The organism is Winogradskyella sp. 4-2091 (assembly GCF_045765065.1).
In the GTDB taxonomy this organism is placed as follows: domain Bacteria; phylum Bacteroidota; class Bacteroidia; order Flavobacteriales; family Flavobacteriaceae; genus Winogradskyella.
In genome coordinates, this window is record NZ_JBJKOD010000008.1 from 1 (window position 1) to 12,786 (window position 12,786).

The 12,786-nt window shown below is 31.6% G+C and carries 10 protein-coding genes and 1 tRNA gene; 9 read left to right on the forward strand and 2 right to left on the reverse strand.

Translation table 11 applies throughout. The features are described from left to right. The first annotated feature begins 119 nt into the window (after positions 1 to 119). Entirely contained in the window at positions 120 to 2,555 is a 2,436-nt protein-coding gene (locus ACJBCC_RS11465; RefSeq protein ID WP_299102836.1) for a helix-turn-helix domain-containing protein, read from the forward strand. A gap of 59 nt (positions 2,556 to 2,614) precedes the next feature. On the opposite strand, the gene ACJBCC_RS11470 is transcribed toward ACJBCC_RS11465, so the two are convergent. Continuing rightward, entirely contained in the window at positions 2,615 to 3,757 is a 1,143-nt protein-coding gene (locus tag ACJBCC_RS11470) for an acyl-CoA dehydrogenase (protein ID WP_299102834.1), read from the reverse strand. Positions 3,758 to 3,848: 91 nt separating this feature from the next. Between ACJBCC_RS11470 and ACJBCC_RS11475 the strand changes: the two genes are divergently transcribed. The 7 genes from ACJBCC_RS11475 (at position 3,849) to ACJBCC_RS11505 (ending at position 10,985) form a co-directional block, all read left to right on the forward strand. After that, positions 3,849 to 4,922, forward strand: a complete 1,074-nt coding sequence (locus tag ACJBCC_RS11475; RefSeq protein WP_407557254.1) for an anhydro-N-acetylmuramic acid kinase — start codon at positions 3,849 to 3,851, stop codon at positions 4,920 to 4,922. Positions 4,923 to 4,982: 60 nt separating this feature from the next. Continuing rightward, positions 4,983 to 6,209 (forward strand): Glu/Leu/Phe/Val dehydrogenase dimerization domain-containing protein, encoded by a 1,227-nt coding sequence (locus ACJBCC_RS11480; RefSeq protein ID WP_299102848.1) that lies wholly within the window; start codon positions 4,983 to 4,985, stop codon positions 6,207 to 6,209. A gap of 6 nt (positions 6,210 to 6,215) precedes the next feature. Continuing rightward, entirely contained in the window at positions 6,216 to 7,607 is a 1,392-nt protein-coding gene (nhaD, locus tag ACJBCC_RS11485; protein ID WP_299102830.1) for a sodium:proton antiporter NhaD, read from the forward strand. 80 nt (positions 7,608 to 7,687) lie between these two features. Further along, complete coding sequence (locus ACJBCC_RS11490) at positions 7,688 to 8,392, forward strand: MotA/TolQ/ExbB proton channel family protein (RefSeq protein ID WP_299102828.1); 705 nt, start codon at positions 7,688 to 7,690, stop codon at positions 8,390 to 8,392. Between the two features lie 4 nt (positions 8,393 to 8,396). Continuing rightward, the gene (locus ACJBCC_RS11495) at positions 8,397 to 8,789 is read left to right on the forward strand and encodes a biopolymer transporter ExbD (protein WP_299102826.1); all 393 of its coding nucleotides are present in this window, start codon (positions 8,397 to 8,399) and stop codon (positions 8,787 to 8,789) included. 87 nt (positions 8,790 to 8,876) lie between these two features. Next, entirely contained in the window at positions 8,877 to 9,764 is an 888-nt protein-coding gene (locus ACJBCC_RS11500; RefSeq protein ID WP_299102824.1) for an energy transducer TonB, read from the forward strand. A gap of 3 nt (positions 9,765 to 9,767) precedes the next feature. Then, positions 9,768 to 10,985: a folylpolyglutamate synthase/dihydrofolate synthase family protein gene (locus ACJBCC_RS11505; protein ID WP_299102822.1), complete on the forward strand. Its 1,218-nt coding sequence runs from the start codon at positions 9,768 to 9,770 to the stop codon at positions 10,983 to 10,985. On the opposite strand, the gene ACJBCC_RS11510 is transcribed toward ACJBCC_RS11505, so the two are convergent. Continuing rightward, positions 10,982 to 12,472, reverse strand: coding sequence for a hypothetical protein (locus ACJBCC_RS11510; RefSeq protein ID WP_299102820.1), 1,491 nt, complete (start codon positions 12,470 to 12,472; stop codon positions 10,982 to 10,984). The genes ACJBCC_RS11505 and ACJBCC_RS11510 overlap by 4 nt on opposite strands. Positions 12,473 to 12,646: 174 nt before the next feature. Here ACJBCC_RS11510 and ACJBCC_RS11515 point away from each other — a divergent pair. After that, a tRNA-Val gene (locus tag ACJBCC_RS11515) sits at positions 12,647 to 12,721 on the forward strand. Positions 12,722 to 12,786 lie beyond the last annotated feature (65 nt).

Consider the following 12,786-nt stretch of genomic DNA (forward strand, 5'->3'; position numbering starts at 1 on the left):
CTTTTTTACCGATATATCGGTATTGTAAAACCCTTACTATTTATTTAGTAAGGGTTTTTTCGTTTTTTTTAATCTGAAAATTTTAATACCTTCATTTACTTATTTTAAGATTTTACTTAATGATAAATAGAGAATTAGATTTAGCGTGGGATTTTTTAACTAAAACCGATAGGAATATCTTTTTGACTGGTAAAGCCGGAACGGGTAAGACTACGTTTCTACATAAATTAAAATCACATATTAATAAAAGAATGGTAGTAGTTGCACCTACTGGTGTTGCGGCAATCAACGCTAATGGTGTTACAATACATTCTTTTTTTCAAATGCCATTCGGACCAATATTACCCGAAGATAATTTAGCTACAGCATCTGGATTCAATAGAAAATTTAGTAAGACTAAGATTGATATTATAAAGTCTCTTGATTTATTGGTTATAGATGAAATAAGTATGGTAAGAGCGGATTTGCTCGATAGTATAGATAAAACCCTGAGACGCTTTAAAGATAAGAGTAAAGTATTTGGTGGTGTTCAGTTATTAATGATTGGTGATCTTCAGCAACTTTCCCCAGTAATAAAGGAAAATGAATGGAGGATTCTTCAACCTTTTTATAGTAACATATATTTCTTCAGTAGTATAGCATATCAAAATTGCAATCCTTTAATTATAGAATTAAAGCATATATATAGACAAGATAACCCTTTATTTATTAATATTTTAAATGAAATTAGAAATAATGCACTAACTGTTCAATCCGCTAAAGAATTAAATAAACGGTTTATTCCCGATTTTGAACCTCATAAAAACGATGGATATATTTCTCTGACAACACATAATAGTAAGGCAAGACAAACAAATATATTAGAATTGGATAAGTTAAGTGGGCGAGAATTTATTTATAAAGCAAATGTTCAAGGTAATTTTCCAGAGCATTCTTATCCTAACAAATCTGAATTAGTATTAAAAGTAGGAGCACAGGTAATGTTTATTAAGAATGATAGTTCAACTGATAAACGTTATTTCAATGGGAAAATTGGTAAGGTTATTTTATTAGAAAAGGATGAAGTAATAGTTAAATGTCCTGATGATGATTTTAATATTATCACTAAACTAGAAACATGGGAAAATATCAAATACAATGTAGATTCTGAAACAAAGGCAATTTCCGAAGATAAGATTGGCAGTTATTCGCAAATTCCATTACGCTTGGCATGGTCAATAACTATACATAAGAGTCAAGGATTAACATTTGATAAAGCGATAATTGATGCAGAAGGTGCATTTGCACATGGTCAGACTTATGTTGCTTTAAGTCGTTGTAAATCGTTGGAGGGATTAGTCCTTAAAAGTAAGATTGATGCTACTCAAATAATTAGTGATCAAAATGTCATTTCTTTTAATAAGGATTCTGAAGCAAACCAGCCTGATGTAACAACTTTAAAAGAATCTGAACATCAATATCAATTAAAATTAATTTCTGAGGTGTTTAATTTTTATGAATTTCTATACCCAATAAATCGATTATTAGACATTTATTACAAAAATCGAGGAAGTATTGAAGGGACTATAGAAGAACCTCTTTTAACTATTAAAACTTGCATCGCTAATTTACTTAAGATTGCCAATAGCTTCAAGATTCAATTAAAAACTTTAATTGAGCCTGAAGAAGAACCTGAATTAAATTTAGTATTACAAAATCGTTTTAATAAAGCATTAAACTACTTTAAGGAACAAACTAATTCTGTCATTGAATTACCTCTTAAAAGTGTAAATTATTCTACAGATAACAAAACTATTGATAAGGATATAATTAAACACTTAGATACTTTAGATCAATTGGTAGAAACAAAAATTTTGTTTTTTATGGGACTATCAAATGGTTTTGAAACTGAAAAGTTTTTATCATTAAGGGCAAAATCTGTCTTTTTAGGAAAAGAGAAACTAAAGAAGAAACGCAAAATGGTAATCGATGGCACATCAAATATAGAATTGTTTGAACTCCTTAGGGAATTAAGAAATCAAATTGCAACGCGTGAGGATTTAGTTCACTTTCAAGTTTTTACTCAAAAGTCTTTGTATGCAATGTGTGAATTACTTCCTGTTAATGAACAAGAGTTGTCACAGATTCATGGTATGGGTAAAACCAGAATTTCTAAATACGGTAAAGAAATTCTAAAAGTGATTATTAGCTACTGCGATGAAAATGATATTGAAACTAAAAATCAAGAGTTGGTTTTTAAAGAAGAAAAACCCAAAAAACAGAAAGGTGATACCAAAAAAGTATCTTTAGATTTGTTTAAATCAGGTAAGTCTATTGATCAAATTGCGCTAGAGCGAGAGTTAAACACTAATACAGTTTTTGGGCATTTAGCAAATTTCATAACATCTGGAGAAGTTAACATTACGGACTTAATGTCTAAAGCTCATTATTCAGAATTAATGTCATCTATTCCTAGTAAAACCTTCGAGAATCTTTCAGACTTAAAGCATCAACTAGATGATAAATTTTCTTATGGAGAATTACGTATAGTATTAGATGAATTATCAAAAAACTAAAAAAGACTTCAAATTTAAATTGAAGTCTTTTTTTTTGCAATAATAATTACTTATCGATACTAGCCTTTTATAAGACTTCTTGATATAACAATTTTTTGTATCTCTGAAGTTCCTTCATAGATTTGCGTTATTTTGGCGTCGCGCATTAAACGTTCAACATGGTATTCTTTAACAAAACCATTTCCTCCATGAATCTGTACTGCCTCTACAGTTTGTTCCATGGCAACCTTACTTGCGTATAGTTTTGCCATAGCGCTAGACATGTCATAATTATTTCCTTGATCTTTATCCCAAGCAGCCTTCATTACTAACATTCTTGCAGCTTCAATTTCTGTATGCATATCTGCTAACTTAAAAGCAATGGCTTGATGATTACAAATTTCAGTGCCAAAGGCTTTTCGTTCTTTTGAGTATTTTAAAGCTAACTCATAAGCACCTGCAGCTATACCTAAAGCTTGAGCAGCTATACCTATTCGTCCTCCAGAAAGTGTCTTCATAGCAAATAAAAACCCTGAGCCATCTTCGCCAATTCTATTTTCTTTAGGCACTTTTACATCATTAAATTGCAACGTATGAGTATCACTTCCCCTAATTCCTAATTTATCTTCTTTAGGGCCAATATCAAATCCTGGAGTCCCTTTTTCAACTATAAAAGCATTAATCCCATGCGAACCTTTATGCTTGTCAGTTTGCGCTATTACTAAATAAAATTCAGCGCGACCTCCATTTGTAATCCAGTTTTTGGTCCCGTTTATTATATAATGATCGCCTTTATCAATTGCAGTTGTTCTTTGCGAAGTAGCATCACTTCCTGCTTCTGGTTCACTTAAACAAAATGCACCAATACTTTCTCCTGTTGCAAGCTTCGTTAAATACTTTTGTTTTTGTTCTTCATTACCAAAAGCCTCTAAACCATAACAAACCAAAGAATTATTTACAGAGACCATTACAGAAGCTGAAGCATCAATCTTAGATAATTCTTCCATAATAAGTACATAAGAAATGGCATCCATTCCGCTCCCTCCATATTTAGGATCTACCATTATTCCCATAAAGCCTAGTTCTCCCATTTTTCGAACTAAGGAATCAGGGAACTTTTGAGCATTATCTCGTTTTATAACACCTGGAAGTAATTCGGTTTGTGCAAAATCTCTGGCAGCATCACGAATCATTAAATGCTCTTCTGTTAAACTAAAGTCCATAAACTATTTTAATTATTGATTTAATAAAAAATTCACGCAAAGATAATTTTTTCTTATCGTATTTTCAATAAGTAATACTATTTTTACTAATATGATAAAATCTAATTATAAAATTCTCGCTTTAATGTCTGGCACTTCATTAGATGGTATTGACATTATTGCTGTTCAATTTAAATTTAATAAATTTTGGAGTTTTAATATCAGCCATGTTGTAACCGTTAAGTATAATAGTGTTTGGAAAAAAACACTAAGCAATCTTGTGACTATGAATATGGCACAATTACAGAAAATTGATTTAAAATATTCTGAATATTTAGCACATGTAATTTCAGATTTTATAGAACAAAATAAGATTAAGGATATTGATTTTATTGCCTCTCACGGCCATACTGCACTCCATCAACCTGAAAATAAATTGACCTTTCAAATAGGGAATAATCAAATATTAGCAGATAGAATAAACCATAAAGTGATTTGTGATTTTAGAATTCAAGATGTAGAATTGGGAGGTCAAGGAGCTCCATTGGTGCCAATTGGAGATAGATTGTTGTTTAATGATTATCAGTTCTGCCTTAATTTGGGAGGTTTTGCTAATGTTTCGTACGAAGACGATAATGAAAGAATTGCATTTGATATTTGCCCAGTTAATATTGTTTTAAACCATTATGTTGGGCAATTAGATTTAGAATATGATAATAAAGGAAATTTAGCTTCATCAGGAAAAATACACAAAAACTTATTATCTCAACTTAATCAACTTCAATTCTATTCAGAAAAACATCCTAAATCTTTAGGGCTAGAATGGGTTCATGAAAATATATTTCCATTGATCGATTCTTTCAAACTTCAACTTAATGATGTTTTAAGAACGTTTGTTGAGCATATTGCTTTTCAAATTTCAAAAATTTTAAATCTAGAAATTTCAAAAGCTTTAGTCACAGGAGGTGGTGTTTATAATGATTTTTTAATGCTCAGAATAAAACATCATTCAAAATCAAATATTATAATACCTGATGACGAAATTGTGGAATTTAAAGAAGCATTGATTTTCGGTCTATTAGGCGTTCTAAAAGAAAGAAACCAAGTCAATTGTTTAGGCAGTGTCACTGGTGCAAGTCACGACCATTCTTCTGGAAAAATTTTAATACCTAAAAATCAATTTTAATTAACATTAAGAGTTGATAGTTTTTTATATTTGTTACACGAAATTAAACTCAAAAAATTGATCAAAGAACTTCTTCATACCTACGAAAATAAAAGTCCCGAAATTGTATTCCATTGGAATGATCCTGAAACAGATGCTGAAGGCTGGACAGTAATTAATTCTCTTAGAGGAGGTGCAGCTGGTGGTGGTACTAGAATGCGTAAAGGGTTAGATAAAAATGAAGTTTTATCACTTGCCAAAACAATGGAGGTTAAATTTACGGTCTCTGGACCTTCAATAGGAGGTGCTAAATCTGGAATTAACTTTGATCCGCACGATCCAAGAAAAACTGGAGTTTTGGAGCGTTGGTATGCTGCTGTATCTCCATTACTTAAAAGTTATTATGGTACAGGAGGAGATTTAAATGTAGACGAAATACATGAAGTAATTCCAATCACTGAAGAAAGTGGTGTTTGGCATCCGCAAGAAGGTGTGTTTGAAGGACATTTTAAGCCTACAATTGCAGATAAAATTAATAGAATTGGGCAATTAAGACAAGGTGTAATTAAAGTTATTGAAAACCCAGATTATTCACCAGATGTCAGTAGAAAATATACTGTTGCAGATATGATTACTGGATATGGTGTCGCGATTGCAGCCAAGCATTTTTACGATATTAACGAAAATTCTATTAAAGGAAAACGTGTTGTGGTGCAAGGGTTTGGTAATGTTGGTGCTGCTGCAGCTTTCTATTTTGCACAAATGGGAGCTAAAGTTGTGGGTATCATTGATAGAGTTGGTGGTCTAATAAATGAAAATGGTTTTTCTTTTAAAGAGATAACTGATCTTTACCTTAATAAAAACGGAAATACACTTGTAGCAGATAATTTAATTCCTTTTGAGGAAATAAATCAGAGAATTTGGTCATTACAAACCGAAATATTTGCACCATGTGCGGCATCTAGATTAGTTACTCAAGGCCAAATAGATCAAATGATAGCAACAGGTTTAGAAGTGATATCTTGTGGTGCTAATGTACCTTTTGCAGACAAAGAAATTTTCTTCGGCTCTATCATGGAACACACAGATCAAAAAGTGAGTTTAATCCCAGATTTTATTTCAAATTGTGGAATGGCAAGAGTTTTTGCTTACTTTATGGAAAGAAAAGTGCTAATGACTGATGAAGCCATTTTTAATGATACATCTAAAGTGATAAGAAAAGCATTAATAGAAGTAAATAAAAATAACCCAACAAAAATAGGCATTAGCGAAACTGCTTTCGAAATTGCCCTTAGACAACTAATATAATAAACTATGGAAACAGTAATAATTCTTGTATTTGTATTTGGCTACTTGGCCATTACTTTAGAGCATAATATTAAAATAGATAAGTTAATTCCGGCTCTTGTAATGATGGCTATAAGTTGGGCATTGATATCTTTAGGTATTGATGGTTTTACACAATGGTTTGATTCTGCTCAGCATAATTTAATGGATAATTTTGGGTTGCTTCCGCATGAAGAAAAAATGCATTTAATGGAAGAAACCTTATTACATCATTTAGGTAAAACTGCCGAAATTCTCGTGTTTCTATTAGGAGCTATGACAATTGTTGAAATTATAGATTATTTTGATGGTTTTTCTACAATAAAAAATGCAGTCAACTTTAATAGTCGAAAGAAGTTATTATGGATGTTTGCCATATTAGCATTTATACTTTCTGCAATTATTGATAATCTTACAGCTACAATAGTTTTAATTTCAATTTTACAGAAAATTGTAAAAGAAAGAGATGTAAGAATTTGGTATGCAGGTTTAATTATTATTGCTGCAAATGCAGGTGGAGCATGGTCACCAATTGGAGATGTAACAACTACAATGCTTTGGATTGGTAATAAGGTATCAACAGGTAAATTATTTGCTTACCTATTTATTCCTTCATTATTGTGTATGGTAGTGCCAACCTTTATCGCTTCATTCTTAAAACCTTTTAAAGGAACATTAGAGTTACAAGAGTCAGATGGTAAACCAAAGAATAAATTTAGTTCTACAATGTTATTTTTAGGATTAGGAGCAATTATTTTTGTGCCAATATTTAAAGTTGTAACACATTTACCTCCTTATGTTGGTATGATGCTTTCATTAGGTGTGGTTGCTATTTTTGCAGAAGTTTACAGTAATTCTAAATTCGCGATATCAGAAGTTGGTTCAGATGAGCATGCAGCGCATGCAAGTCATAGTCCTGTTCACCATTCTTTATCAAAAATTGAATTACCAAGCATCTTATTCTTTTTAGGAATTTTAATGGCTGTAGCTGCTTTAGAATCTTTAGGAATATTATTTGGTTTTGCAGGTTCTTTACAAGAAACAATGCCAATGTTAGGAACAGAGTTTCATCATGAAGGTGTTTCCGATTTAGTAGTACTATTACTAGGTGTTGGTTCAGCTGTAATCGATAACGTACCATTAGTAGCTGCAAGTTTAGGTATGTTCTCTGAGCCATTAGATAATGAGTTATGGCACTTTATAGCGTATTCTGCTGGTACAGGTGGAAGTATGTTAATCATTGGTTCTGCGGCAGGTGTTGTAGCAATGGGAATGGAGAAAATCGATTTTTTCTGGTATCTTAAAAAGATCTCTTGGTTGGCATTTGTTGGTTTTATAGCTGGTGCTGCTGCTTTTATGGTAACAAGAGCCATTTTTTAATATTGAAATAATACAATTATACTTAAGTTAAAAACTTAACGTTATTAAAAGAAGAACTTAAAAAAAATAAACATATTAGTATGATATCATTAAGTGCTATTCAAGATGAAGTTGCTGTTTTGGCTGATGGAGAATCAGGCGAATCAGTTGAAAAAACATTATCTATAATTGAGTTGATTACCAGTGGAGGAACATCAGGAATAGTTATTATTCTCATTTTATTTCTACTATTAATATTAGCGATATACATTTATTTTGAACGAATTTTTGCTATTAAAGCTGCGTCTAAGGTAGATTCAAACTTTATGAATCAGATTAAAGATCATGTGAGTAATGGAAAAATAGATTCAGCACAAATGTTGTGTGCGCAACAAAACTCACCAGTTTCAAGATTGATAAATAAAGGTATTACAAGAATTGGGAAACCTTTAGATGATATTAATACAGCGATTGAAAATGCAGGTCGATTAGAAATTTATAATCTAGAGAAGAACGTTAATGTATTAGCAACCATTTCTGGTGTAGCACCAATGATTGGGTTTTTAGGAACAGTTGTGGGTATGATTATTTCTATTTTTGAATTAGCTAACGCTGGTGGAACGATTCAAATGGATGTTTTAGCAAGTGGTTTATATACAGCGATGACAACAACCGTTGGTGGATTAATTGTTGGTATAGTTGCTTACGTAGCATTTAACCATGTCGTGGGTAAAACTAATAAGGTTGTTTACCAGATGGAAGCAAATTCAATTGAATTTTTAGATCACTTAAACGAACCAATCTAATTTTATGAATATTAGAGGACGAAATAAAATAACACCAGAGTTCAATTTCGCGTCAATGACAGACATTGTATTCTTGTTATTGATATTTTTTATGATAGCATCGACATTGGTAAGTACTAATGCTATTGATATTGTATTACCAAAGGCGAGTGGTAAAACTGAAAACAAGAAATCTACAGCTGTAAGTATCAAGAAAGATTTGACTTATTATATAGATCAAAAAAGAGTGAGCGAAGCTATTTTAGAAAGGCGGTTATTAGATATTCTGTCTAATCAAGATGCGCCTACCATTGTTTTAAGAGCAGAAAAATCTGTTCCTGTAGAGAATGTTGTAAAAGTGATGGATATCGCTAACCGAAATAAATTTAAAGTGATATTGGCTGTTCAACCAAATTAAACGGCATCATTTTTGAAAGTTTGATATTATCAAACAATAACCTTCTTGGTTTATATAACCTAGTAGGTCTATTAAATAAACTACAAAGTGAAATATTTAGAGACTAAACACGAACGTAATTCAGCAAGAATCACAGTACTTATTACTTTGATTTTACTTTTGTTATTGTTTGTTGTTGGTCCTCAGTATATGGATCCACCTGAAGAATATGGTGTTGCTGTTAACTTTGGAACAACTGATTTTGGTAGTGGAAATAAACCGCTAAGTGAGCCAAGAAAGGCAGTTGAAGATAAAGTTGTAGAGGAAGAAGTAGTAGAAGAGTCTGTGCCAGAAGAAACACAAGTTACGCCAACCGAAGCCTCAACTAAAGCTGAAGAGGTTATGACACAAGAAAATGCTGAAGCTATTGCTATAAAAAAGCAAAAAGAAGCAGAGGCAAAAGCGAAAGCAGAGGCAGAAGCTAAAATAAAAGCAGAAGCAGAACGTGTGGAACGCGAAAAAAGAGAAGCTGAAGAAAAGAAACGTAAAGAGGAAGCAGAGAAAAAGCGTAAACTAGATAATCTTATAGGAGGCGTAAAAAATGCCGAGGGTAATACTGATGGAGGTGAAGGACCAGATAGTCAAGGTGGAAATAAAGGCCAGTTAGATGGCGATCCTTATGCGCCAAGTTATTTTGGAGGTTCAGGACCAGGAAAAGGTGGCGTTGGTTATGGCTTAGGTGGTAGAGGTAGACCATCAAAACAAATTTACAAACAAGATTGTAATGAATATGGATTAGTGGTAGTTAAGATAGAGGTCAATAGACAAGGTAAAGTAATAAAAGCAGAGCCAGGTATTAAAGGTTCTACTAATACACATCCATGTTTACTTGCACCAGCAAAGAAAATAGCAATGTCACATAAATGGCCATCTGATGCAGATGCACCAACAACTCAAGTTGGCTTTGTAAGTATTAATTTTGATGTAGGTCAATAAGCTATGAACTATCAACATACTGTAAATTGGATGTTTCAACAGCTTCCAATGTATCAGAATAAAGGAAACTCAGCCTTTAAAAAAGACTTATCTAACACGCTTAAATTAGCAAAACACTTAAATCATCCTGAAGCTTTATTTAGGTCCATACATGTAGGAGGTACTAATGGTAAAGGATCTACAAGTCATATGTTGGCTTCTGTTTTACAAGAAGCAGGTTATAAAGTTGGCTTATACACATCACCACATTTAAAGGATTTTAGAGAACGCATTCGTATAAATGGTAAAGTTATTAGTAAACTGGCTGTAATTAACTTTATAAAGCAGAATCGCCCTTTTATTGAAATAAATCAGTTGTCTTTTTTTGAAATGACTGTCGGTATGGCGTTTGATTATTTTGCTAAGCAAAAAGTAGATATTGCTGTTATTGAGGTAGGTTTAGGTGGTCGTTTAGATTCAACTAATATTATTACTCCAGAATTATCGGTTATTACCAATATTGGTATTGATCACACGCAGTTTTTAGGAAATACGCTCACTGAAATAGCAGGAGAGAAGGCAGGAATTATTAAAAACAAGATTCCAATAGTTATTGGAGAAACACATTCCGAAACCAAAACTGTATTTATAAGTAAAGCAAAAGAGACACAATCTGATATTTATTTCGCAGACCAAAACATAAAGAGAGTTTTAGAGAGTGACTTAAAAGGATCATATCAAATTCACAACATAAAGACCGTTTTACAATCCGTTGAAGTTCTAAAGACTAAAGGCCTTAAGATTTCTGATAGCAATTTAAAAACTGGACTTAGAAAGGTTGTAAAAAACACAGGATTACAAGGTAGATGGCAAGTTCTAAATAACAATCCTATGATTATTTGTGATACAGCTCATAATAAGGAAGGTTTAAAGTATGTATTAAATCAAATTGAAAATACAGATTATAATCAACTTCATATTGTTTTTGGTGTGGTTAACGATAAGGATTTGGGTACTATTGTCCCTTTGCTTCCTTCTTCAGCCATATATTATTTCTGCAAACCAAATGTTCAACGTGGTTTGGATGCTGAATTATTAAGACTCGAATTTGCAAAATATCAATTATTAGGGGATTCATTTCATAGCGTTTCGGAAGCTTTATCTATGGCAAAATCTAATGCTAAAAGAGAAGATTTAATTTATGTTGGAGGCAGTACATTCGTAGTGGCTGAAGTTCTTTAGTTAACATATTTATTATAATATGCTCTGTATAAATTGTCGATACTCAATTTGTTAAGTGTAATATTTTCAGTTGCTTCGATATTTTTTCGGGAAATCAACCTTCTTTTAAACTTGTTAATTGAGTCTATTGCGGTTATATTAATTGTAGAAATCGGAGCACTTTCAATTTTACCTACTTTATAAATGTCAGAAATTACCATATTCTGTGTAAAATTCGAAAATTTAGAGGATACAAAGTTGCTGCCACTATAAAAAAGTAATGAATCTAAAGGATTCAGTGCGATAAATCGTGTTTTGTCTTTTGGAATGTAAATAGATTCATCTTGGCCTTCAATCATTTTAAAAACTATTAAATCAAATCCTGTTCCATTAGCTATTTGTACATTTATATTTTCAGAGGCCATTGTGTCGTTAGTCATAGGCTTGAATGTTTTAGGGAAAGGATTAGAAAATGGTTGAATTTCTGTGGCACCAACTGAAATATTATTTGAACGCCCTTTTTTAGTTATTCTTTTTAGAGAATAATAAAATCGAATGCGATTATCGTACGTAGTTCTCTTCTTTTTTTTACTGTTCAATTCTGTTTGAGATGTATTTTGTTCTTCCTGATAACTTTGTCCACGTTTAAAAGTAATGGCAAAAAGTAAAACAATTACAGTAGTTATTCCCAAAACCAAATAGATACCATATTGTTGATATATAGGTTTATTTGACTTTTTTTCTTTTATAGAAGAATTTTTATAGGCATAATCCTTTGCGTTTTCAGCATTGTTATCGATGAATAACTTTGTAGCTACATCGTCAATCTGACTTTTTTGAAAAGCGACTTGAGCTTGAGAAACAAATCTAAATATAGGATCGTCTGCATCTACATCAAATTGCGTTACGATTGCAATTATATTGTCGTAGAGTTTAATGAGTTCAACCTTTAAATGTGGTTCATACAAGTTGAGTGTCTCGTAAAAACGATAATTTTTAATATATTTTATATTCTCATCTAAATTATTTAATGAATTTTGATCTAAATAATTTATAGCATTATTAACTTTTCTCTTAAGTATGCTAATAACATCTTTTTCACAATTGCTAGAAAATATATCGGTTTGATTAAGAATATATAGTAAAAGTTTTAATTCATTTTTTTCAATTAATTGGTTTATAAGATTGGGAAGGATAGGTCGTAGATATGGTTCAATGAAAAATTTAAAACCACCCAAATAGTTTAAGTATTCTATATTAAGCTCGATTTGAGATAATTCGAGCTTATCAAATTTTTCGAAGAGCATATGTTTTAACCAAGGGTTTTTTTCTACGGTTACATGATATGATCTAAGTGTATCGTCTTCTAGCCCGTTAATTATTACTTTTTTATATTTTTTGTCTTGCTTGCTTAGCTTGTCAATAATTTCTTTTAGTTTATATGGAGATAAACTAATGAGTTCTTCAATATTCAGGCTGAATTCGTCTATATAAGAGTAATATTTCAATAGATTTTTGTTTGAGACCTAATATATTAAAATCGTATAAATTTGTTTATTAAGAAATGCTATTTATGGTCAAAACAATGGAAGAAATTGATCAATAAAAAATAAAATAAAAAATTTTTAAAAAATGTTTTGAGATATTAAAAACTAGAGTATCTTTGCAGTCCTTAATAATAAGGGCGACTAGCTCAGTTGGTTCAGAGCACTTGGTTTACACCCAAGGGGTCAGGGGTTCGAATCCCTTGTCGCCCACTTAATAAGAATCCCGATTTACATTTGTAGATCGGGATTTTTTGCTTTTACGATTGTATTTGTTA